The organism is Corynebacterium sp. NPDC104732, from assembly GCF_055583565.1.
Genome location: NZ_JBVJNS010000009.1, coordinates 32,194 through 53,683 on the forward strand (window position 1 = coordinate 32,194; position 21,490 = coordinate 53,683).

Annotated in this window: 23 protein-coding genes; 5 read left to right on the top strand and 18 right to left on the bottom strand. The window is 58.3% G+C overall.

The window, feature by feature from the left end:
- The first annotated feature begins 149 nt into the window (after positions 1 to 149).
- Entirely contained in the window at positions 150 to 1,757 is a 1,608-nt protein-coding gene (locus ACZ6ZO_RS07925; RefSeq protein ID WP_465291794.1) for an alpha-amylase family glycosyl hydrolase, read from the top strand.
- Positions 1,757 to 3,445, top strand: a complete 1,689-nt coding sequence (locus ACZ6ZO_RS07930; RefSeq protein WP_465291796.1) for a glycoside hydrolase family 13 protein — start codon at positions 1,757 to 1,759, stop codon at positions 3,443 to 3,445. Before ACZ6ZO_RS07925 ends, ACZ6ZO_RS07930 begins: the two co-directional genes overlap by 1 nt.
- Positions 3,446 to 3,556: 111 nt before the next feature.
- On the opposite strand, the gene ACZ6ZO_RS07935 is transcribed toward ACZ6ZO_RS07930, so the two are convergent.
- Complete coding sequence (locus tag ACZ6ZO_RS07935) at positions 3,557 to 5,062, bottom strand: GntP family permease (RefSeq protein WP_465291798.1); 1,506 nt, start codon at positions 5,060 to 5,062, stop codon at positions 3,557 to 3,559.
- Between ACZ6ZO_RS07935 and ACZ6ZO_RS07940 the strand changes: the two genes are divergently transcribed.
- The gene (locus ACZ6ZO_RS07940; RefSeq protein ID WP_208768679.1) at positions 5,061 to 5,660 is read left to right on the top strand and encodes a TetR/AcrR family transcriptional regulator; all 600 of its coding nucleotides are present in this window, start codon (positions 5,061 to 5,063) and stop codon (positions 5,658 to 5,660) included. The two genes, ACZ6ZO_RS07935 and ACZ6ZO_RS07940, sit on opposite strands and share 2 nt — an antisense overlap.
- On the opposite strand, the gene mmsB is transcribed toward ACZ6ZO_RS07940, so the two are convergent.
- Positions 5,635 to 6,513: a 3-hydroxyisobutyrate dehydrogenase gene (gene mmsB, locus ACZ6ZO_RS07945; RefSeq protein WP_182386942.1), complete on the bottom strand. Its 879-nt coding sequence runs from the start codon at positions 6,511 to 6,513 to the stop codon at positions 5,635 to 5,637. The two genes, ACZ6ZO_RS07940 and mmsB, sit on opposite strands and share 26 nt — an antisense overlap.
- A gap of 12 nt (positions 6,514 to 6,525) precedes the next feature.
- On the bottom strand, positions 6,526 to 8,046 hold the full coding sequence (locus ACZ6ZO_RS07950; RefSeq protein ID WP_465291801.1) for a CoA-acylating methylmalonate-semialdehyde dehydrogenase: 1,521 nt from the start codon (positions 8,044 to 8,046) through the stop codon (positions 6,526 to 6,528).
- 308 nt (positions 8,047 to 8,354) lie between these two features.
- On the opposite strand from ACZ6ZO_RS07950, the gene ACZ6ZO_RS07955 reads away from it, so the two are divergent.
- Together ACZ6ZO_RS07955 and ACZ6ZO_RS07960 are read left to right on the top strand one after the other, a co-directional pair.
- Positions 8,355 to 9,491 (top strand): ABC transporter ATP-binding protein, encoded by a 1,137-nt coding sequence (locus tag ACZ6ZO_RS07955; protein ID WP_465291803.1) that lies wholly within the window; start codon positions 8,355 to 8,357, stop codon positions 9,489 to 9,491.
- Positions 9,492 to 9,575: 84 nt separating this feature from the next.
- Positions 9,576 to 10,814, top strand: coding sequence for a DUF4032 domain-containing protein (locus ACZ6ZO_RS07960; protein ID WP_465291805.1), 1,239 nt, complete (start codon positions 9,576 to 9,578; stop codon positions 10,812 to 10,814).
- Between the two features lie 130 nt (positions 10,815 to 10,944).
- Here the strand turns inward: ACZ6ZO_RS07960 and rplE are convergent, their stop codons facing one another.
- The 15 genes from rplE to rplV form a co-directional block, all read right to left on the bottom strand.
- On the bottom strand, positions 10,945 to 11,517 hold the full coding sequence (gene rplE / locus ACZ6ZO_RS07965; protein ID WP_182386955.1) for a 50S ribosomal protein L5: 573 nt from the start codon (positions 11,515 to 11,517) through the stop codon (positions 10,945 to 10,947).
- Between the two features lies 1 nt (position 11,518).
- A complete protein-coding gene (gene rplX, locus ACZ6ZO_RS07970) occupies positions 11,519 to 11,833 on the bottom strand; it encodes a 50S ribosomal protein L24 (protein ID WP_182386956.1) in 315 nt (104 codons plus the stop codon).
- A gap of 3 nt (positions 11,834 to 11,836) precedes the next feature.
- Positions 11,837 to 12,205: a 50S ribosomal protein L14 gene (rplN, locus tag ACZ6ZO_RS07975; RefSeq protein ID WP_182386957.1), complete on the bottom strand. Its 369-nt coding sequence runs from the start codon at positions 12,203 to 12,205 to the stop codon at positions 11,837 to 11,839.
- A gap of 161 nt (positions 12,206 to 12,366) precedes the next feature.
- Complete coding sequence (locus ACZ6ZO_RS07980) at positions 12,367 to 13,032, bottom strand: hypothetical protein (RefSeq protein WP_465291808.1); 666 nt, start codon at positions 13,030 to 13,032, stop codon at positions 12,367 to 12,369.
- Positions 13,033 to 13,063: 31 nt separating this feature from the next.
- Entirely contained in the window at positions 13,064 to 14,692 is a 1,629-nt protein-coding gene (locus tag ACZ6ZO_RS07985) for a phospho-sugar mutase (RefSeq protein ID WP_465291810.1), read from the bottom strand.
- Positions 14,689 to 15,342, bottom strand: coding sequence for a deoxyribose-phosphate aldolase (gene deoC / locus ACZ6ZO_RS07990; protein WP_208768674.1), 654 nt, complete (start codon positions 15,340 to 15,342; stop codon positions 14,689 to 14,691). The genes ACZ6ZO_RS07985 and deoC overlap by 4 nt, the downstream gene beginning before the upstream one ends.
- Before the next feature lie 54 nt (positions 15,343 to 15,396).
- Positions 15,397 to 16,797: an MFS transporter gene (locus tag ACZ6ZO_RS07995; protein WP_465291812.1), complete on the bottom strand. Its 1,401-nt coding sequence runs from the start codon at positions 16,795 to 16,797 to the stop codon at positions 15,397 to 15,399.
- Between the two features lie 12 nt (positions 16,798 to 16,809).
- Positions 16,810 to 17,526 carry a purine-nucleoside phosphorylase gene (deoD, locus tag ACZ6ZO_RS08000; RefSeq protein ID WP_465291814.1) on the bottom strand — a complete coding sequence of 239 codons (717 nt, stop codon included), beginning with the start codon at positions 17,524 to 17,526 and terminating at the stop codon, positions 16,810 to 16,812.
- A 107-nt stretch (positions 17,527 to 17,633) separates the two neighbouring features.
- Positions 17,634 to 18,581 carry a sugar-binding transcriptional regulator gene (locus tag ACZ6ZO_RS08005; protein ID WP_465291816.1) on the bottom strand — a complete coding sequence of 316 codons (948 nt, stop codon included), beginning with the start codon at positions 18,579 to 18,581 and terminating at the stop codon, positions 17,634 to 17,636.
- 163 nt (positions 18,582 to 18,744) lie between these two features.
- Entirely contained in the window at positions 18,745 to 19,257 is a 513-nt protein-coding gene (locus ACZ6ZO_RS08010) for a hypothetical protein (RefSeq protein ID WP_182386964.1), read from the bottom strand.
- A 184-nt stretch (positions 19,258 to 19,441) separates the two neighbouring features.
- The gene (gene rpsQ / locus ACZ6ZO_RS08015; protein ID WP_182386965.1) at positions 19,442 to 19,729 is read right to left on the bottom strand and encodes a 30S ribosomal protein S17; all 288 of its coding nucleotides are present in this window, start codon (positions 19,727 to 19,729) and stop codon (positions 19,442 to 19,444) included.
- Between the two features lie 2 nt (positions 19,730 to 19,731).
- Positions 19,732 to 19,962 carry a 50S ribosomal protein L29 gene (rpmC, locus tag ACZ6ZO_RS08020; protein WP_182386966.1) on the bottom strand — a complete coding sequence of 77 codons (231 nt, stop codon included), beginning with the start codon at positions 19,960 to 19,962 and terminating at the stop codon, positions 19,732 to 19,734.
- Entirely contained in the window at positions 19,962 to 20,378 is a 417-nt protein-coding gene (gene rplP, locus ACZ6ZO_RS08025; RefSeq protein ID WP_182386967.1) for a 50S ribosomal protein L16, read from the bottom strand. Before rplP ends, rpmC begins: the two co-directional genes overlap by 1 nt.
- 2 nt (positions 20,379 to 20,380) lie before the next feature.
- Positions 20,381 to 21,127, bottom strand: a complete 747-nt coding sequence (gene rpsC / locus ACZ6ZO_RS08030) for a 30S ribosomal protein S3 (RefSeq protein ID WP_182386968.1) — start codon at positions 21,125 to 21,127, stop codon at positions 20,381 to 20,383.
- Positions 21,127 to 21,489, bottom strand: coding sequence for a 50S ribosomal protein L22 (rplV, locus tag ACZ6ZO_RS08035; RefSeq protein ID WP_182386969.1), 363 nt, complete (start codon positions 21,487 to 21,489; stop codon positions 21,127 to 21,129). The genes rpsC and rplV overlap by 1 nt, the downstream gene beginning before the upstream one ends.
- Between the last annotated feature and the right edge of the window lies 1 nt (position 21,490).

Here is a 21,490-nt window from a genome sequence, read left to right on the forward strand (position 1 = left end):
TATCTTGACCGGTAAAGACAACTATCAAACCCACTTATAACCATGGTCGCCGGCCAACAAAATATGTTTTGTCCAACACAAACCCACTTTTAGTTGCGTTAGTTCCCGTAACCTGTGGCCAGATGACGTCAACCTAAGGACTACATACGATGACACAGTCGAACCAATGGGTAGAAAGCGCAGTGTTCTACCAGATTTACCCTGCTAGCTTTGCTGATTCGAACTCAGACGGCATCGGGGATCTACGCGGCATCGTAACGCACCTGGACTACCTTTCCAGTTTGGGTATCACCGGAATTTGGCTCAACCCATGTTTTGCCTCCCCATTCAAAGATGGCGGCTACGACGTGGCCGATTACTACTCGGTGGCACCGCGTTACGGCACCAACGACGATCTCATCGCCCTGTTTTCCGCTGCACACGAACGCGGAATCAAGGTGATCCTCGATCTTGTTCCCGGCCATACCAGCGAGCAGCACCCTTGGTTTACGCTTAGTTCCGAAGCGACACCCAACGCATATTCGGACCGCTACATCTGGACCTCGCATGCGTTCGATCACGGCGACGGCATGCCGTTCATCGGCGGGGAAACGCCCCGCGATGCCACCTACATCCTGAACTTCTTCAAGTCCCAGCCGGCCCTAAACTATGGCTTCGCCGAGATCACACGGCCCTGGCAGCAGCCTATCGACGCCCCGGGCCCCCTAGCGAACCGGCGAGCGATGGCTGATGTGCTCAAGTACTGGCTCGCACGCGGAGCCGACGGGTTCCGCGTGGACATGGCAGATTCACTGGTGAAAAACGACGGCACCGACAAAACCACAACCATCACCGTGTGGCAAAACATCCTCGCCGAAGTAAAAGCAGAATTTCCCGATGCCTTCTTCGTTTCAGAATGGGGCAAACCATGGCAAGCGGTCGAGGCTGGTTTTGACGCAGATTTTTACCTCGACTGGCGTGGGAATGGGTACAACCACCTCGTGCGTAACACGGACACTGCGCTCGATAGGGTCAATGACCTTAGCTTTTTCAACTCTGACTCTGAATCCACCGCGCAAGAATTCTTGGACTGCTACCTGCCGCAGCTTGCCCAGATCCAAGGTCGTGGCTTTTTCAGCCTGATTTCTGGTAACCATGATTGCCCCCGCCTGGCACCTCGCCTCAATGAAGCGGAACGAAAGCTGTTCTTCACGTTCCTGCTCACGATGCCCGGCGTCCCTTTCATCTACTACGGCGACGAAATCGGGATGACCTACCGGCAGTTGCCCACCCACGAAGGCGGTTATGCACGCACCGGTTCCCGAACCCCCATGCAGTGGGATAGCGACAAACTAAACTTTGGTTTTTCTGACGTGGCAACAGATTTGCTTTATCTGCCGGTAGGGGATGATCCTGCTGTCAGTGTTACCAGCCAAGAAGGCGCCAATGGCACGATGTTGGAAACCGTGCGCAGCTTGATTGGGCTCCGGCAGCAGCATCCTGCATTGGGAGCATCCGCGAACGTCGAGTTCTGCAGCGAGGACGGCCACGATGAGCCCCATCCGAAGCTGCTCAGCTTCCTACGAAGCACAGCAGACGAAACGCTTCTGGTGGTGATAAATCTGCACCACCACGTAGTCAAGCACCCTATTGTCTCCGGTGCCGAGCGCCCTATCTTCAGCACAGGTGAGCTTCCAGAGATCGGCGAGTTCTCAGTAGCCGTCCCTGCACTCACCGCCGTCATTTTGTCCTCTTCCCAGGGAAAGGATCGTTCCTAATGCGTAAGCACTCACCCGACCAATGGTGGCAGCATGCCGTTATTTACCAGATCTACCCCAAGTCTTTCGCTGGAACGTCCCAGCCGCACGGTGACATCGCAGGCATTAAATCGCACCTCCGCCATGTCGCTGATCTGGGCGCCGACGCGGTATGGATCTCCCCGTTCTATGTCTCCCCGCAACGTGATGGTGGCTACGACGTAGCGGACTACCGCGATATCGACCCCATGTATGGGACCCGCGCAGACGTGGAAAACCTCATCGATCACGCTCACAGCATCGGACTGCGCATCATTTTCGATTTGGTGCCCAACCACACCTCTGACCAGCACCCCTGGTTCCAGTCGGCGCTCGCCGCAGGACCAGGTTCCCCAGAGCGTGACCGATACTGGTTCCGGCCTGGCCAAGGCGACAACGGCGAGCTGCCTCCCAACGACTGGGAATCCGTTTTCGGCGGGCCGGCGTGGACCCAGGTGAAGGCGAGGCCCGATGCCCCAGGGTCTGCATGGGAATCGGATACCTCCTGGTACCTGCACATGTTCGACACCAGTCAACCAGATCTATTTTGGGATAACCCTGAGGTTCGAACAGAGTTTGAGAGCATCCTGCGCTTCTGGTTGGACAGAGGCGTGGACGGTTTTCGGGTGGACGTGGCTCACGGCCTGTGCAAGCCACTCGACCTTCCCAACTGGCAGTTCCACTTTGAGATGGTCGAGGGCACCACTGACGACGACGTCCCTCCCCCACCCATGTGGAACCAACCGGAAGTCCACGAGATTTACCGCAGCTGGCGCACCGTACTGGACGAGTACGGCGAGGACAAACTCCTCGTGGCTGAGGTCTGGGCGGACACTCCGGAAAAGCTGGCCGAATATGTTCGACCCGATGAAATGAACCAGGCCTTCAACTTTGATTTCCTCGCCAGCCTGTGGAACCGCTCAGATCTGCAGAACGTGATCGACTACTCCCTACGGACGCTGGAGCATACCGGCGCACCGGCCACGTGGGTGATGTCCAACCACGATGTAGTACGAGCCACCTCACGCCTAGGCTTGGATATTCCTGGTGCTCGGCCCAATGGCATTGGTGCCACCGACCCACAACCTAACGCTACGCTCGGGCGGCTACGTGCCCGAGCGGCACACACATTGATTAACGCCCTGCCGGGTTCCACCTACATCTACCAAGGCGAAGAACTCGGGCTCCCAGAACACACATCCTTGCCTGACGTCGCCCGTCAAGATCCCACGTTCCCCCGCACCGCAGGCAAAGAACTTGGCCGAGACGGCTGCAGAATTCCGTTGCCGTGGACAGCCACGCTTCCCAACTTTGGCTTCACCACCGCGGAATCCACATGGCTACCCCAGCCCACGGATTGGGAAGCCTTTTGCGTGGACGTGCAGACCAAAGATCCTGCTTCTGACCTGAGCTTTTTCAAGAAGCTTTTCTCGCTGCGGAAGGAATTTGAGCTTGGCCGGGGCTCACTTCAGAAATTCGACGCCGGTAGTGGCTCATTGGCATTCATCAACTCCGCTCGTGACCACGGACGGCCTGATGTCCTGATCGTAGTGACATTCAATGAACCATGCGCCGTCCCAGAAGGCTGGGGGTTACTCCTCAGTAGCCAGGATTGCGGGGACAGTGACACCGTGCCCGCCGATACCGCGGCGTTGTTTGTGCGCCGCTAGCGATAGCGATGTATGACGAGGAAAAACCCCTACGCTTTCCACGGAATTTACCTGGGAAAACACCAGTGGAAGGCGTAGGGATTTGTCGCCACTAACAAGTCCCTATCATGGTTAAAACACAGCAGTTCCCGCAAGCAGGACCGACACTGCGATGATCGGGATCACCACGGTCACCATTGCTACATCCTTGTAGGACTGTTTGTGGGTCATGCCGCACACGAGCAGCATGGTGAGCACCGCGCCGTTGTGAGGCAGCGAGTCGAAGCTCACGGACGCCATTGCCATGATTCGGTGCATCGCTTCGAGTGAGATTCCCTGCTCGGTGGCCATCTGAGCCAGGTCAGCGCCGAAGGTTTCCAGGGTCATGGAGAGGCCTCCGGCGGACGAACCGGTGATCCCAGCGATGACGCCCGTGGAGATAACGCCCACGATCAGGGCGTTATCAGCGATGGAGAACACGCCGTCGCGAAGCAGCATGAAGGCCGCCAGCGAGCCAATCACCGCACCGTAGCCGACCTCGCTGGCGGTGGTGAATACCGGGAGGATGGCAGATTTCGCACCGTCACCGAGGCCTTCGATGAAGACGCCGAACAGACCGGGGCGCATGAGGAAGATAACGATGATTGCGGTAGCCATGGCGACGGTGACCGACCAGGTTCCCAGCACCGCTTCTAGTTTCACCCCGCCGAACTTCTTTTCCGCCAGGTAACTGAAGTCCATCTGCTTGGAAAGCACGTAGATGAACAGGTAGTTCATCGCCACCACCACGGCGATGGGGATGAAACCAAGGATGCCACGGATCGCCACATTGCCCTCGACCCGATGCGCTGGAATGACGGAGTGGCCGCCTTCGGCGTCTTCCAGTTCCTTCAAGGCGGTGGCCCCGGAATCGGACCCGCCTGCCGGCTCATACAGTTCCCCGGCGCGATGCAGCGCTCGAACGCGATACTCCAGCCAGATCATGCCCATCACCAGCATCATCGCTGTGCCGATGAGGCCAATCGCAGGGGCGGCGTAGGAGGTGGTGCCGAAGTACTTGGTGGGGATCACGTTGTGTACTTGCGGGCTTCCTGGCAGCGCGGCGATGGCGAAGGTGATGGTGCCAAATGCGATGGCTGCCGGCATGAGTCGCTTCGGGATGCCAGCTTCTTTAAACAGCGCGGTGGCAATCGGGACGATGGTGAACGCCACTACCCATGCGCTCACGCCACCGTAGGTGAGTAGCGCGGTGGCCAGCACGGTGGAGGCCATGGCGCGTTTGGCTCCGAAGGCCTTGGATATGCCGTGTGCGAGGTCGTGTGCCAGACCAGAGACCGTCATCAAACGGCCGAAAATCGCTCCGGTGAGGAAGAGCGGGAAGTAGTTAGTGATGAACTTGCCCAAAGCTGGCATGAAGATTTGGGTGTAGGTGGCCAGCAGTGGGGCTCCTGAGAGCGCGGTGGCGAGAAGTGCCGCGATGGGTGCTGCGATGACGACCGAATGGCCTCGGTAGGCGAGCACGATCAGCACGATCAGCGACAGGAAGATGCCGATCATTGGAATAACCATGAAAAGCTCCGATTCATTCAAATAAGGTGGGTAGTCGAACCAAGCCAACGCAAGGGAGTCGAGTGCCATGAAATCCAATGAGCGCCGTCAGGCTGCGAACCCGCCTTCTGATACCAAGACCCGTATTTTGGAGGTCTCGCGTCAGATGTTCAGCGAGCGGACGTTCGCCCAAGTGTCCTTGAAGGAAATTGCGGAGGCTGCTGGGGTGAGCGCCCCGCTGATTATTAAGCATTTCCAGAGCAAGGAGACCTTGTTCGAGAAAACCGTGGATTTTTCGACGAGTGCGAAAGCCATGTTTAAGGGGCCTTTCGATCAGCTCGGGAAGACGTCCATCGCAGAAACATTGACCGCTCCCACCACCGCCCACTACTCCATCATTCGCACCATGACGGTGACGGATGGTTCGGAGAGGCACTTGAGCGCTATTGGGGAGCGGATCAAGCGAGACATCCTGGAAGTGTTGGAGGCGCGTATTCGGGCGGAAGCGCCATACCCAGAGCCGGATCCGCGGTTGCGGGCCCAGGCGGCTATGGCGCTTCTTACTGGATTGTCGTTGATGCGTCGCGTGGGAGATACCGACTTTGAGCAGTTCTCCCCCGCTGACATCACTGGCTATTACGCCGAGTTAGTCCAGGACATCATTAACGGTCACGAACCAACTCAATGACGTAGGAGCAGTCCTTGTCTCCGAATCCGGCGTCGACCGTCTCCTGGTAAAACGCAGCTGCTGCTTGTCCCAGCACCGCTGAGGTGCCCGTTTCCTCCAGCGCGGCCTTCGCCAGCCCCAGGTCCTTGTTCATCAATGCGTTGGCGAAGCCAGGCTTGAAGTCGTTGTTCGCCGGGGAGTTAGGCACTGGGCCGGGGACTGGGCAGTTCGTGGTGAGCGCCCAGCTCGCGCCGGTGGAGTTGGACACCACGTCGAAGAACGCTTGTGGATCCAGGCCGAGGCGCTCGCCGAGGACCATGGCTTCCGCGATGGCGATCTGGTGCACACCGAGGATCATGTTGTTACAGATTTTCACGGCTTGACCGGCACCGATGTCGCCACAGAGTGTGGCGCTGCGGCCCATGACGTCGAAAAGCGGGCGTGCCTCACCAAAGACCTCCTCGTCGCCGCCGACCATGAAGGCGAGGGTGCCTGCCTCTGCGCCGACGATGCCGCCGGAGACCGGTGCGTCGAGGAAGCGGTGGCCTGCAGCCTGCACCTTCTCCGCTGCGGCCCGTGCGTCAGCCACGGCGATGGTGGAGCTGTCAATGAACAGCGCACCCGCGCTTGCCGACGGCAGGATCTCCGTCAACACGGCGTCTACCAGTTTGCCGTTCGGCAGCATCGTGTAGATCACCTGGGCGCCTTCTGCTGCTGCAGCGGCGGATTCCTGCACGTCGACGCCGTTCTGGCGCGCCTTGGTCTTGGCTTCCTCCATGACATCGAAGCCACGGACGGTGTGTCCTGCCTTGACCAGGTTGGCAGCCATGGGGCCGCCCATGTTTCCGAGTCCGATGAATGCGATTGTGCTCATGAGTAGTCCTTCCTAGTCCATCTGTGGCATCGAGAAGTCAGCGCCGGTGGCAGCACCGGACGGCCAGCGGGAGGTGACGGTCTTGGTCTTGGTGTAGAAGCGGAAGGAGTCCGGGCCATGCTGGTTCAGGTCGCCGAAGCCGGAGGCCTTCCAACCGCCGAAGGTGTGGTACGCGATCGGCACTGGGATTGGAACGTTGATGCCCACCATGCCGACCTGCACGCGCTCAGCGAACTCGCGGGCAGCGGCCCCGTTGCGGGTGAAGATCGCTACACCGTTGCCGTAGACGTGCTCGTTAGGGAGCTTGATGGCTTCTTCGAAAGACTCGGCGCGCACAATGCTCAGGACCGGGCCGAAGATTTCCTCGGTGTAGATGCTCATGTCCGGGGTGACGTGGTCGAAAAGGGTCGGTGCGATGAAGTAGCCACCTTCCAGGGAGTCGCCCTCGAAGTCGGAGTCCGTGGCGCCTTTGCTACGGCCGTCGATCACCAGATCAGCGCCGACTTTTTCCCCTTCGTCGATGAGGGACTTAATGCGATCGAGTGCAGACTGCGCCACCACCGGGCCATAGTCGGCCTTCGGGTCCAGGGAGTGCCCCACCTTGAGGGATGGGATGCGCTCCTCGAGCTTCTTGCGCAGCGTGTTGGCGGTCTCCTCGCCCACTGGCACAGCCACGGAGATAGCCATGCAACGCTCACCAGCGGAGCCGTAGGCGGCACCGACAATGGCGTCAACGACCTGGTCCATGTCAGCATCCGGGAGGATCAGGGCGTGGTTCTTCGCACCACCGAAGCACTGGGCGCGCTTGCCGGTGGCTGCGCAGCGCTCGTAAATGTACTGCGCGATCGGGGTGGAGCCGACGAAGCCGACTGCCTTGATGACCTCGGAGTCCAGGATCGCGTCGACAGCGGTCTTGTCGCCGTGGACAACGTTGAACACGCCCGCCGGACCGCCAGCCTCGATGAACAGCTCTGCCAGACGAACAGGGACGGACGGATCGCGCTCGGAAGGCTTGAGGACGAAGGCGTTACCGCAGGCCAGCGCTGGGCCGGCTTTCCACAGCGGGATCATCGCCGGGAAGTTGAACGGGGTGATGCCCGCGACCACGCCGAGTGGCTGGCGCATGGAGTAGACGTCAATGCCAGTGCCTGCGGAGGTGGTGTATTCGCCCTTGAGCAGGTGTGGTGCGCCGAGGGAAAACTCGAGCACGTCCGTGCCGCGGATGATGTCGCCCTTGGCGTCGTCGAAGGTCTTGCCGTGCTCAAGAGAAAGAGTACGAGCGATCTCATCAATGTTCTCGTTGATCAGTGCAATCCACTTCATAATGACGCGGATGCGCTTTTGTGGGTTCGTCTTCGCCCAAGCCTGCTGCGCTTCAGCAGCATTAGCGATCACGTCATTGACTTCCTCGGTGGAAGCCAGTGGCACCTGACCCTGCACTTGGCCGGTGGATGGGTTCATCACGTCAGCGGTGTTCGCAGCATTGCCGTCTACCTTCTTGCCGCCGATGAAGTGCGGGATTGTGTACGTCATGATGATCTCCTTCGGGTTGCATGTGTCTTGCAACACACTATATGGAGACCTGGCTCACATCTAAAGCGTTAAATGGCGTTTACCCCTAAGGGGTGGTTAATGGGATTTTTCTCACTTTGCACCGGGCGGCTACTAGCAGTGGAAATTACGGGACGTCGATAAGCCCCTGCTAATGAGTTGTGTGTCTCAATCCCGAACCTTTGGTGGTGAAAATGCCTAAACTGAACAGCAGTGGTTTGCTCCACTACAACATTCTTTACTCGGATCGTTCGGCGCGTTCCCGCCGATAAAGAACGGAGATTTTCCTCATGGCTTCAGTGACCTTCGATAACGCCACCTGCATTTACCGCGGTGCGGAAAAACCATCGGTCGATAAGTTCAACCTTGAGATCGCAGATGGGGAGTTCCTCGTCCTCGTCGGCCCGTCTGGCTGCGGTAAGTCCACCACACTACGTATGCTCGCAGGCCTCGAAGAGGTCAGCGAAGGTCGCATTTTGCTCGGCGACCGCGACATCACCACCGCAGCACCTAAAGAGCGCGACATCGCGATGGTCTTCCAGAACTACGCCCTGTACCCACACATGACAGTGCGGGAAAACATGGGTTTCGCCCTCAAGATCGACAAAACCCCGAAGGAAGAGATCGACCGCCGTGTAGAAGAAGCGGCCCGCACCCTCGACCTCACCGCATTCCTGGACCGCAAACCAAAGGCACTCTCCGGCGGTCAGCGCCAGCGCGTGGCCATGGGACGCGCAATCGTGCGCAAACCACAGGTGTTCCTCATGGACGAGCCACTATCCAACCTGGACGCCAAGCTCCGCGTCCAGACCCGCACCCAGATCGCCGCGCTACAACGAGAACTGGGCGTGACCACCCTGTACGTCACCCACGACCAAACGGAAGCCCTCACCATGGGCGACCGCATTGCTGTGCTGAAGTTCGGCGTCCTGCAGCAGGTCGGCACCCCACGGGAGCTCTACGATCACCCAGCTAACGAATTCGTCGCCGGCTTCATCGGCTCCCCTGCCATGAACCTGGGCAAGTTCAAGGTCGAAGGCACCGACGCCGTTCTCGGCAACGCCCGCGTCCCACTATCCGAAGCCACCCGCGCCGCACTGACGCCTGCCGACAACGGCCACATCACCATCGGTTTCCGCCCAGAAGCCCTGGACATTGTGTCCGAGCATGAGCCAAACACCATCCCCGTCAAGCTGCACCTGGTGGAAGAGCTCGGTTCCGACGCCTACATGTACGGCAAGCTGGAAGGTGGCGGCAACCTTGGCTCCGGCACCGACGCCAACCCAGATGACGAGTCCACCGACCAGATCATCATCCGCACCGCACCGCACGCGGCGCCACCAATCGGCTCCATCGTTCACGTTCGAATCCGCGAAGGCGCACAGCACAACTTCTCCCCTGCCACCGGAGATCGCCTGCCAGACTAGGCCTGCTGTACTAGCTATGCACGGGGCGGCGCTGGATTCTATCCGGCCCGCCCCGCACGCGTTGTCAACGAGATGGAGGCTTCGATGCAACCCAACATGCAAATAACCAACAGCACGCTTGTACCCGCGTTGTTGTCATTGCCTTGGGATATCCCGCTGGAAGAATGGCCCACTGATCTGCTCGCTAGCCTGCCCCGCGGAATCTCACGCCACGTTGTTCGCTTTGTCAATGCGGATGACCGGGTGATCGCTATTAAGGAAATCGGGCAAAAGGTCGCCTACCACGAGTACCGCACGCTCCGAGAGCTTTCGCGGATGGGTGCCCCGGCAGTGCGGCCGTTAGCCGTCATCACTGGGCGTCGTGACGCTAACGGCGAAGAGCTCACCGCAGCTCTCGTCACAGAACATCTGGAGTATTCGCTGCCCTACCGGTTTGTGTTCTCCCAAAGTATGCGCCCCGAAACCGCCACGCGTCTCATCGACTCCCTCGCCGTCCTGCTCGTCAGGCTTCATTTGCTCAACTTCTATTGGGGCGACGTCAGCCTGTCCAACACGCTGTTTCGCAGGGACGCCGACGCTTTTTCCGGATACCTCGTCGACGCGGAAACCGGAGACGTGCAACCGCACCTCAGCAAGCAGCGCCGCCTGCACGACGTCGAAATAGCCCGCGTCAACATCATCGGCGAGCTGATGGACCTGCAAAGCGGCGGGCTGCTGCCTACCGACGCCGATGCGATCGAAATCGGCGAGCGCATCGTAGAGAAATACCAATTGCTGTGGGACGCCCTCACCGCGGAGGAAGCAATCCCGTCTACGGAATCCTGGCACATCCACCGGCGGATCGAAATGCTCAATGAGCTCGGTTTCGATGTGGGCGAGCTTAAGATCACCACTGGCGAGGAGGGGTCCGTCCTCAACATCAGGCCTCGCGTAGTCGACGCCGGCCACCACCACCGCGCCCTCATGCGGCTCACCGGCCTAGACGTGCAGGAAGGGCAAGCCCGCCGCATCCTCAACACGATTGAGACCTACCGCGCCGTCGGTGAGCTGCACGACATCCCGCTCGAGCAAGTCGCACACCGCTGGCTCAGGGATGTGCTCGATCCCACGCTGGCAATCATCCCACCCGAATACTCTTCCAGGCTACAACCCGCGCAACTGTTCCATGAGATCATCGACCACCAGTGGTTTTTATCCGAAGAGAAAGGAAAACCCGTGGATCTGGCCACCGCGGCGCAGTCCTACGTGGACAATGTTCTACCGAACCGGCCAGATGAGAAACGAATGCTGGATCTGGATCCGAACGACGAGCTATCAGATTAACCGGGTCCAAATCGAGCGTATGGATGGGGTTTTCCGGGCCTGAAAAATCCGATCCGTACGCTCGATTTCGCAAGCCCCCTTATGCAAAAACCCAGCACCAGAAGGTGCTGGGTTCTTCAGGCATCACTGACTAGTGATCCGCCTGGCCTGGCTTCTTGAATGGGAAGCCCAGTTCGCGCAGCAGCGCGCGGCCTTCGTCATTGTTGGTAGCCGTGGTGACCACGGTGATGTCCATACCACGTGGACGATCAACCTTGTCTACGTCGATTTCGTAGAACATGGTCTGCTCGGTCAGGCCGAAGGTGTAGTTGCCGTGACCATCGAACTGCTGGTCAGACAGGCCACGGAAGTCACGAATACGTGGGAGGGCGACGGTCAGCAGACGGTCGAGGAATTCCCACATGCGGTCGCCACGCAGGGTAACACGGGCACCGATTGGCATGCCTTCACGGAGCTTGAAGTTTGCGATGGACTTCTTCGCACGGCGAAGCTCTGGCTTCTGACCGGTGATTGCGGTGAGGTCCTCGAGAGCGCCGTTGATCAGCTTGGAGTCACGAGCAGCGTCGCCGACACCCATGTTGACCACGATCTTGGTCAGACCTGGGATCTGCATGACGTTGTCGTACTTGAACTCATCGTTGAGCTTGGTACGGATCTCTTCGCGGTAACGGGCCTTGAGACGTGGAGTGTAGTTGTCGCTCATGTTAGATGTCCTTCCCGTTCTTGCGAGAAATGCGGACACGCTTGCCGTTCTCGTCTACGCGGTAGCCAACGCGGGTTGGGTTACCGTCGGAATCCAGAACCATGACGTTGGAGACGTGGATTGGAGCTTCCTGGGTAACGATGCCGCCAGACTCAGCGCCGCGCTCTGGAGCAGAGTTCACGACGTGCTTCTTGATGCGGTTAACACCCTCGACGATGACCTTGTTGGTCTTTGGGAAAGCCTGGATGACCTTGCCCTTTGCGCCCTTGTCTGGGCCGGAGATGACGAGTACGTTATCGCCCTTGTGGATCTTCATGGGTTAGATCACCTCCGGTGCGAGAGAAACGATCTTCATGAACTTCTTGTCGCGAAGCTCACGAGCGACTGGGCCGAAGATACGGGTGCCCTTTGGCTCGTTGTCGTTCTTGATGATGACGGCAGCGTTCTCGTCGAAGCGGATGTAGGAGCCGTCTGGACGACGGGTTTCCTTCTTCGCACGAACAACAACAGCCTTGACGATGTCGCCAGCCTTGACATTGCCGCCTGGTGCGGCTTCCTTGACAGTAGCGACGATGACGTCGCCAATGCCAGCAAAGCGTCGGGTAGAGCCACCGAGAACGCGGATGCACAGGATTTCACGTGCACCAGTGTTGTCGGCAACCTTCAGACGCGATTCTTGCTGAATCACTAGGGTCTCCTGACCTGGTTGAATCTTGATGTACGCCGGATTTCCGTCCCGAGCGCACGCGGTCGGTGTTACAGTTGTCGAAAATGAGCTGAAAAGAGCTCACGAGCTTTGCAACCACGCCAGCCTAGCACGCCGCCTATAGCACAACAAAATCCCTTTTCCTACGCGACGCGGTAAACATGCGTCACTGGCTCAAAACTTCGCGTGCCAGCCCCATCGCGAAGCCTCACATCGATCACTTCACCACGCTGCCAGACTTGGCTCCAGGCAAGGGATTCCCGCGCGGTATGGCGTCGGTAAGCAGCAAAAGCACTGAGCCGACGCCCTACGCTCAGCATTCCCCCATCGCCCAACTCGACCAGGTAGTGGCGGTCCCCAATGCCGTCGCGGTGAAGCTCGGGCAGCGCCTCAAGCCGCAGCTTATCGACGTCCAAAGGCTGGATCCGCTGCACCACCCCAAATCGGCGATGCTGTCCAGACGTGTCAACAATATGCAGCGGCGCACCAACCTGAACATTGACAATGCGGTCATACTCCCAGACCACAGGCTGCGCCTGATTACCATGCACTCCACGCACCGCCACCTGCTGTGCATCCACTGAGATGGCCCACCGATCCACGTGCGCCACCGCTGGCCTGCCGTCTAACCGGCGCGGATACTCGGCACACAGCTTGGTTAACCGCACGGCAGCCGCCTCATCATCCAGCTGCTGTACCCCAGCACTGTCCAACATTCGGAGCACATCAGCGAACTCCAAATCCGGTAGCGCTTCCCACAAATCTTGCACCAGAGAAAGCAAAGGTGGGATACGGGTCGGGTCTTTCATATCCCCTAACCTACATATCCCACCCCAGTAGTTACATTCCCAGGTGTGCGCGCAGTTCCTCCGAAATTTCCGTCAGCCGCTGCTGGGCGGCCTCCCGAGGAACATCTTCGCCGGTTACCGGGAACACTACCTCTAGGTAGCACTTCAGTTTCGGCTCGGTGCCCGACGGCCGGACGATCACGCGGTCATCCCGCTCGGTGACAAAATACATGCCATCCGTTGCACCACACGGCAACGTGCCAGCGGCAAGATCAATGACCTCCGTCACCTTTGCACCGGCTAATTGCGTCGGTGGGTTTGTGCGCAGCGTATGCATGCCTTCCGCGATCAGCGAGAGGTCACTGACCCGGAACGTCAGTGGCGCGCTGAGATATAACCCATGCGTGCGAGCAAGATCATCGAGCGCATCCATGAGAGTACGGCCCTGAGCCTTCAGCTCCCCCACCAAGCTAGCGACCAACACCGAGGCGGAAATACCGTCTTTATCAGCCACCGCTGCCGGATCACAGCAGTATCCAATCGCTTCCTCGTAGCCGAACGCCAACTCCGGGGTTCGGGCGATCCATTTGAAACCAGTCAAGGTGTTCTCATGGTGGAGCCCATGAGCCTTCGCGATTTGCCCGAGCAGCCGGGACGACACAATGGAGTTAGCAAAAGCTCCGGTAGCTCCACGCGCTGCGATGTACTGTCCAAGCAGTGCGCCGGTTTCATCCCCACTGAGCTGTCGCCACTGTCCCGCAACGCGGGTAGCTACCGCGCAGCGGTCCGCATCGGGATCATAGGCGATGATGACATCAGCATCGATACTCTCGGCGTGACGTTTCGCCAGGTCAAGCGCACCTTGTTCTTCTGGATTCGGGAAAGATACCGTAGGGAAATCCGGATCTGGGTCTGCCTGCTCCGGCACTACCGACACAGTAAAGCCGAGTTCACTGAGGAGTTGGTGGCCGATCGCCCCGCCTACCCCGTGCATTGGAGTCAGCGCAATGGTGACATCCCGGTTCTCCCCAGCGAGTGTTTTGGCTCGGGCAATGTACTCCTCCCGAGGGTCAACCTGCTCGATATTATCCGTGCTCAGCGCGATCTCATCCGCCATGGGAGCCGCTTCAAAAGCCGAGGCGATTTCCTTATCTGCCGGGGATACTAACTGAACCCCCTCAGCCGCGCCCGTGGCAACCCGGCCACCGAGATACACCTTGTAGCCGTTGTCTGCCGGCGGGTTATGCGACGCCGTCACCATAATGCCGGCGTCAGCGTGATACTTCTTCACCGAAAAAGCAGTAAGCGGTGTGGGGTTCTCAGGTGGTAGCACCAAGGCTCGTCCCCCCAAAGCCGAGATCACTTCGGCTGCGACCTGCTGAAACTTCTTCGATCCGTGGCGGGCATCGCACCCCACGACGATCACTGGATCCGCACCAATCTTGCTCCGCAACCAGGCCGTGAGCCCATAGGTTACCCGGGTGATAACCGCCTGGTTGAGGCGTGATTCACCGGCCCCAACCTTGGCGCGCAGCCCTGCGGTACCAAACGCTAATGGCCCCTGGAAGCGCTGTGCCAGTTCAGCTTCGTCGCCGGCATCAACGAGTGTGAGAATCTCGGCTTTGGTCTCTGGATCTGGATCGTGCGCTGCCCAGTTCCGGGCGGTCTCGATCAGGCTCATGACAATTCACCCAGGATCGCAGCAGAAGCGGAAAGTCCTAGGCGGGTGGCGCCAGCTTCAACCATCGCGCAGGCATCCTTTGCAGTACGAATCCCACCGGAGGCTTTAACTCCAAGACGCCCACCCACGGTTTTCGCCATGAGCTCCACTGCATGGAGTGAAGCACCACCTGCCGGGTGGAACCCAGTGGAGGTCTTAACGAAGTCAGCCTTGGCACGTTCGGCTGCTTCGCAGGCTGCGACGATTTCTTCGTCCTCAAGTGCAGCTGATTCGATGATTACTTTCAGTACGCCTGGCGCTGGAACAGCTGCTCGCACTGCGGCGATCTCAGCTTCAAGTTCCTCCCATAGTCCCTGCTTGGCCAACGCCAAGTTGATGACCATGTCTACTTCTTCCGCGCCATCGGCCACGGCCCGAGCTGCCTCGGCAGCCTTGATTTCGGCTTTGACAGCTCCGGAAGGAAAACCAACTACAGTAGCAACATGCAGGCCCTCAGGGACGGTGACGGGAAGATGGCTCGGAGAGATGCACACCGAGTAGGTGCCCAGCTCCTGAGCTTCCTTGATTAAGTTGTTGACAGCGTCGACAGTTGCTTCTGGCTTCAACAGAGTGTGATCAATGAGCTGCGCAACAGCAGACTTTTCCAACATGGAACAAAACTCCTTGTCATTTGATTGTGAATCGAACTTGGCTACCAGCCGGGATTACACCGCTGCTTGCCTTTCCTTAGACAACAACGCCCGATCTGCGAAGAAATAGATGACAGTGCCGACGATCGCTATCAGCGCCAGCGTCCACAGCACGGTGGCAAACATCTGTCCTTGGCCAGTGGTGGCGCTAGACATACCACCGAACCAGCTCGCACCAATGTCTTGGAGTTTCGCGGTGTAAGCTATACCGAGCGGGATAGCGATATTGATGGTCAGATTGTAGAAACCAATGGCGATGCCTGATTTCGCTGCTGCAATGTTCTGCAGCGCAGTGTTCACTAGCGGGGCGTACATCAAAGCGAACCCAGTAGCAAACAGCACGATGGAAATGATCAGCGCGATGACGGAGACCTCAATGAGCACTGCTGAGAGCACCAGGGCCAGGATGATCATGCCCAGTGCGATAAAGATGGTGGTTCGAGAGCTGAGTACCCTACCAATAGCGCCGGAGAACACACCTGCTAGAACGGCGCAAATGTAGCCTGGGACCATGAGCAGCGCAGCCTTATCTGGAGCTAGCCCGTGTAGTTCGGAACCTGCGTATGGCAGCAGGAAGATAAAACCAAGCTGCGTCGAGTAGATGATAAGCACCAGCACCAAAGCCCATACGTAGCGTCCGTTTTTGAAGAACTCGGGAGCAACAACCGCACCTTTGTGAGTCATAACGTGCCACGCGAACAGCGCAATACCCAGTACGGTTGGGATCAGCCACAGCGGATTAAACGCCTGCATGTACATGGTGAGGCTAGCAGCGAATACTGCAATCAACATCAGGCCGAATACGTCCAGATGGCCTTCAACCGCGTCGTCTTCGGGAACCATCTTATGGATCACCGGGGCAGCCAACAGGAGGATCAACGGAACCAGGAACATCGCTGTCCATGACACATAGGTGGCGATGTAACCCGAGGTCAGTGCGCCAACAAGCAGGCCAAGCTGGAAAGCTGCGGTAGAGAAACCCAGGTAGGTCTTCTGATCCTTTTCCTCCAGGTGCTTGGTCACATAGATGACGTAGAGGGTTTCCGCTGCAGCCAAACCACACGTTTGGATTAGTCGGCCACTAAGGACCAGCGCCCAAGAACTGGACCCGAAGTATCCGAGCAAGGAGCCCACACCGATAAGAGCGATACCGACCAGCATCAACTTCCGGATTGAGATCGAGTCCGCGAGAGCGGCGTAGAACACTGCACCGATGCCGATAACCACACCGGCCAACGATGCCTGGAGAGAAGCGGTGTTATCTGAGATGCCGAGACCTTCAGCGATCGGCATCGTCATCGTCTTGAAGCCATTATCAACAATCAGGCAAAAGACGAAGGAGAAGAGCAGGATTGGCACAGCAGCCTTGGGATTAAGATCATTGGCTGCGGGCCTGGTTTCTTGAGTGGTGTTCATGATCAGCGTCGCTTAGATCTTTGCTAGTGGGAGCGCAATTTCCATCATTGCGGTGAACGCGGTTTGACGTTCTTTAGCAGTGGTTTGCTCCCCTGTGATGAGGTGGTCGGACGCAGTGAAAATTCCGAGCGCGTCCACGCCGTGGCGCGCTGCGATTGCGTAGAGCGCAGCCGATTCCATTTCCACGCCGAGCACGCCCATCTTGGCCCACCGCTCGTTCACGGACTCATCGTCGTTGTAGAAAACATCCGAGGAAAGGATGTTACCCACGTGGTATTTCGCACCCTTCTTTTCAGCTTCTTCGATAGCCACCTTCATCAGCTTCCAGGAAGCGGTAGGAGCCCAGGTTCCAGGGAGGTTGTACTGGCTCATAAAGTTAGAGTCAGTGGACGCCGACATACCGATGATGACGTCATAGAGATCTACGTTGCGCTGCATTGCCCCGCAGGAACCAACGCGAATAATCTGGGTGACATCGTAGAACTTCATCAGCTCTGAAGCGTAGATACCAATGGAAGGGATGCCCATGCCTGACCCCATGACGGACACTTCCGCGCCGTCGTAGGTGCCAGTGAAGCCGAGCATGTTACGAACTCCGTTGAACTGGACAACATTCTCGAGGTACGTATCGGCGATGAACTTGGCACGCAGTGGGTCGCCAGGCATGAGAACCGTTTTTGCGATTGGCGCGCCGTTTGGGTTGATGTGAGGGGTGGAAGTGGTAGACATGTGTCCTCCTCTTCAAAGGGAATGAATGTTCTTCTTCCCTCACAATAACCCCCTAGGGCACATTTGACAATGCCCTGATTTACAATTGTTCCACATTTAGATAAATGTCACACACTATCCAAGTTAAGGACACGCAGTGCGGTCACATGATCAATGACTACATGCGTAGCCATCCCCATCGCCAACGCTGTTTTAATGGCCTCAACTTTATTTACGCCGCCAGCCACCAATATCCGCAGCGGACGCTCCCGTAAGTCACTCAACGAGATTCCGATCGTGCGGGCATCAATACGGGGATTAGCGATATCTCCTGACGCAGTAAAAAACCTCGAACACGCGTCGCCCACCGCCGTTGCAAGTAACGATTCGGTTTCACTGTCAGACAAATACCCCAAATTCAACAGCAGGCTTTCACGATGCACGTCCCCCACCGTAAACACCACCAAATCCGACGACGCGCCAGCTGCCATCACCTTAGCCACGTGACGATCCTTTACCACAAGCTCTTTTGTCACCACATCATCCAAGATCACGGGTAATGGCAGCATTTTCATCTCAGCATTAAATGCCCGAGCAAACCGCGACAACGTAGCAATGTCTTTGGTGTTCAGGTCGGTGTGTGAATGCCCGCCCTTAAGCTGAATTACTTCGACGCCACGCAGATTTTGCTCTCGCAGATGTTCCGACACAGCAAACATGGTGTTGCCCCAGGAAACACCAACCTTCATGTCGTCATGAACAAGCTCTTCCACCAATGCAGCACCAGCAGCGCCGAGGCTTGCCAACAGCTCAGCAGCGCTATTGTTTGCCGGACGCACCACGCGGGCATCCGCTAAACCAAACTCCGCTTTAAGCTGTTCCACCAGCTCGTCCGCTCGCTCGCGCGGATCATGGAGCGAGATCACCACATACCCTTTATCCCGAGCTAACTGCAGTAATTTGGACACCGTCGGCCGAGAAATCCCCAACTCGCGTGCCACATCTGCTTGGCTCAGGCCACTGAGGTAATACAATTTGGCCGCATCGACAGCTTGTGCATCACGAAAATCTAACACGCCTTCGATTATGTCATTGCCAGCGAAATCGAGCGTACGGATGGTACGATTTACGATCGAAAAATCCCATCCGTACGCTAAATTTCCGGTGCTTATCTAACCACCCCGAGCACTTATTCACGTGTATCCGGGAGCGGGGTTGCCGTCGTAAAGGCGCCAGCGCTCACCGCCTTGGGCGACCGCGACTTGCGCGCGCGATCCACATAGCGAGCGCAACGAGAAGCGCTGTAGTTCCAACGACGAACCAGGCGAAGATCAACGCAATAGCCCATAGACCGGTCCCGTCCCCGGGGCCGGTAATCGCGTATTCCAGCCAAAACGGCAAACCACTACCGCAGATGACGGCTACAGCCAGGTGCAGCACACTTAAACCGCGGATGTTATAGAAGTGGGAGCAAAGTGCCATTACGATACCGACGAACACCGCCCATACCAGCGCATGTTTGATACCAAAATTACCGCTTAAGAAGTTCCCCACGAACATCGCCAGCGCCGTTGCCACCGCGCTGCCGACGAATCCTACTGCGCAGCCAGCTGCCACGCGCATCGGTGGCTCCTTGCCCATCGCCGACTGCGCGACGAAAGCGATGCCAGTCACCACGGCTCCGGGTAGCAACATGATGACGCCATACTCGGTAAAACCTTCGAGGATCGGCGGTATGTCGTTGGTGTACACTCGCGACCCCTGTGATCTCGTTGATAACACATTCGATTCTAATTATGACGAGCCAGTTCTGAACGAACGAATCAATAACGTTTGCCCTGCTTAGCTAACGAATCAGCATTGCGCGGCGACAGGCACGCGAAAAGCCCGCCACCTGGCGGCGGCGGGCTTTGGCGGTTAGCCACAAGGGCGAAGCTTACTTAGCCTTCTCGACGATCTCGACGAGGCGGAAGTGCTTGTCCTTGGACAGCGGGCGGGTCTCCTCGATGCGAACCAGGTCGCCGATGCCGGCGATCTCATTCTCGTCGTGGGCCTTCACCTTGGAGTTAGTACGGATGGTCTTGCCGTACAGAGCGTGCTGCTTACGGTCCTCGAGCTCAACCACGATGGTCTTCTGCATCTTGTCAGAAACCACGTAGCCGGTGCGGACCTTGCGGGCGCCCTTTTCCTTCTTTGGGGTGTTGTTCACAGTTGCCTCACTCATGATTAAGCCTCAGCTCCCGGGACAACGGACAGGCCCAGCTCGCGCTCACGGATCACCGTGTAGATGCGGGCGATGTCCTGCTTGACCACGCGCAGCCGGCGGTTGTTGGTCAGCTGGCCGGTTGCCATCTGGAAGCGCAGGTTGAACAGCTCTTCCTTGGCTTCCTTCAGACGGGTGGTCAGTTCTTCAGCGTTGAGCTCGCGGAGCTCGTGTGCAGGGATACCAGATGCCATTAGAACTGGTCCTCCTTCCGGACGATGCGGACCTTGCAAGGCAGCTTCTGGCCAGCACGACGAAGAGCTTCGAAAGCGACCTCTTCGTTAGGGTAAGACATCTCGAAGAGGATGCGACCTGGCTTGACGTTAGCGACCCACTTCTCCACGCCACCCTTACCGGAACCCATACGCACACCGAGTGCCTTCTGGGTCAGTGGGCGGTCTGGGAAGATGTTGATCCAAACCTTGCCACCACGCTTGACGTGGCGGTTGATTGCAATACGAGCGGACTCGATCTGACGGTTGGTGATGTAGGCAGGCTCGAGAGCCTGGATGCCGTACTCACCGAAGGTAACGCGGTTGCCACCCTTGGAAACACCAGTGCGGTGTGGGCGGTGCTGACGGCGGTACTTGACGCGCTTAGGGATAAGCATTCTTAGCCCTCCTGCTTCTGCTCTGCACGCTGACGACGCTGGCCACCGCGACGTGGACGCTCGCGACGGTCGCCGCGACCGCGGCGCTCAGCTGGTGCGTTGAGTTCGGACTCGCGACGGCCACCAACGACGTCACCCTTGTAGATCCACACCTTGACGCCGATGCGGCCGAAAGTGGTGTGAGCCTCGTAGGTGCCGTAGTCGATCTCGGCGCGAAGGGTGTGCAGCGGAACGCGACCCTCGTGGTAGCGCTCGGTGCGAGACATCTCGGCACCGCCGAGACGACCAGAACATACAACCTTGATGCCCTTGACCTGTGGCTGGCGCATTGCGCCCTGGATTGCCTTGCGCATTGCACGGCGGAATGCCACACGGTTGGTGAGCTGCTCGGCGATGGACTGTGCCACCAGCTGAGCGTTAGCGTCGATGTTCTTGACCTCAAGGATGTTGAGTGCAACCTGCTTGCCGGTCAGCTTCTCCAGCTGGCCGCGGATACGGTCAGCCTCGGAGCCACGACGACCGATCACGATGCCCGGACGAGCGGTGTGAATGTCGACGCGGACGCGGTCGCGGGTGCGCTCGATGACGACGTCGGCAACGCCGGCGCGGTCGAGACCCTTGGAGAGGAACTCGCGAATCTTGATGTCTTCTGCGATGTAATCGGAGTAAGACTTATCGGCGTACCAGTGGGACTTCCAATCGGAAGTAATGCCCAGGCGTAGGCCGTGAGGATGGATCTTCTGGCCCATTACTTGGCACCTTCCTTCTGGCTTTCGACAACCACGGTGATGTGGCTGGTGCGCTTACGGATGATGAATGCACGACCCTGAGCACGTGGCTGGAAACGACGCATGGTTGGGCCCTCGTCGGCGTAAGCCTCGGAGATGACCAGGGTGCGTGGATCCAGGCCGAAGTTGTTCTCAGCGTTGGCGGCTGCGGATGCAACGACCTTTGCTACTGGCTCTGCAGCGCCCTGTGGGGCGTACTTCAGGATAGCCAGTGCCTCGGACACGGACTTGCCGCGAACGAGATCGATGACACGACGTGCCTTCATCGGGGTGACCCGGACGAAGCGCGCGGTCGCGCGGGCGGTGGTGATTTGGTCACTCATC

What these genes read in the sequence shown, in the direction of transcription:
- ACZ6ZO_RS07925 (WP_465291794.1), top strand. Translation starts at nt 150, where the DNA reads ATGACACAGTCGAACCAATGGGTAGAAAGCGCAGTGTTCTACCAGATT.
- ACZ6ZO_RS07930 (WP_465291796.1), top strand. Translation starts at nt 1,757, where the DNA reads ATGCGTAAGCACTCACCCGACCAATGGTGGCAGCATGCCGTTATTTAC.
- ACZ6ZO_RS07940 (WP_208768679.1), top strand. Translation starts at nt 5,061, where the DNA reads ATGAAATCCAATGAGCGCCGTCAGGCTGCGAACCCGCCTTCTGATACC.
- ACZ6ZO_RS07935 (WP_465291798.1), bottom strand. Translation starts at nt 5,062, where the DNA reads ATGGCACTCGACTCCCTTGCGTTGGCTTGGTTCGACTACCCACCTTAT.
- mmsB (WP_182386942.1), bottom strand. Translation starts at nt 6,513, where the DNA reads ATGAGCACAATCGCATTCATCGGACTCGGAAACATGGGCGGCCCCATG.
- ACZ6ZO_RS07950 (WP_465291801.1), bottom strand. Translation starts at nt 8,046, where the DNA reads ATGACGTACACAATCCCGCACTTCATCGGCGGCAAGAAGGTAGACGGC.
- ACZ6ZO_RS07955 (WP_465291803.1), top strand. Translation starts at nt 8,355, where the DNA reads ATGGCTTCAGTGACCTTCGATAACGCCACCTGCATTTACCGCGGTGCG.
- ACZ6ZO_RS07960 (WP_465291805.1), top strand. Translation starts at nt 9,576, where the DNA reads ATGCAACCCAACATGCAAATAACCAACAGCACGCTTGTACCCGCGTTG.
- rplE (WP_182386955.1), bottom strand. Translation starts at nt 11,517, where the DNA reads ATGAGCGACAACTACACTCCACGTCTCAAGGCCCGTTACCGCGAAGAG.
- rplX (WP_182386956.1), bottom strand. Translation starts at nt 11,833, where the DNA reads ATGAAGATCCACAAGGGCGATAACGTACTCGTCATCTCCGGCCCAGAC.
- ACZ6ZO_RS07980 (WP_465291808.1), bottom strand. Translation starts at nt 13,032, where the DNA reads ATGAAAGACCCGACCCGTATCCCACCTTTGCTTTCTCTGGTGCAAGAT.
- ACZ6ZO_RS07985 (WP_465291810.1), bottom strand. Translation starts at nt 14,692, where the DNA reads ATGAGCCTGATCGAGACCGCCCGGAACTGGGCAGCGCACGATCCAGAT.
- deoC (WP_208768674.1), bottom strand. Translation starts at nt 15,342, where the DNA reads ATGTTGGAAAAGTCTGCTGTTGCGCAGCTCATTGATCACACTCTGTTG.
- ACZ6ZO_RS07995 (WP_465291812.1), bottom strand. Translation starts at nt 16,797, where the DNA reads ATGAACACCACTCAAGAAACCAGGCCCGCAGCCAATGATCTTAATCCC.
- deoD (WP_465291814.1), bottom strand. Translation starts at nt 17,526, where the DNA reads ATGTCTACCACTTCCACCCCTCACATCAACCCAAACGGCGCGCCAATC.
- rpsQ (WP_182386965.1), bottom strand. Translation starts at nt 19,729, where the DNA reads ATGAGTGAGGCAACTGTGAACAACACCCCAAAGAAGGAAAAGGGCGCC.
- rpmC (WP_182386966.1), bottom strand. Translation starts at nt 19,962, where the DNA reads ATGGCATCTGGTATCCCTGCACACGAGCTCCGCGAGCTCAACGCTGAA.
- rplP (WP_182386967.1), bottom strand. Translation starts at nt 20,378, where the DNA reads ATGCTTATCCCTAAGCGCGTCAAGTACCGCCGTCAGCACCGCCCACAC.
- rpsC (WP_182386968.1), bottom strand. Translation starts at nt 21,127, where the DNA reads ATGGGCCAGAAGATCCATCCTCACGGCCTACGCCTGGGCATTACTTCC.
- rplV (WP_182386969.1), bottom strand. Translation starts at nt 21,489, where the DNA reads ATGAGTGACCAAATCACCACCGCCCGCGCGACCGCGCGCTTCGTCCGG.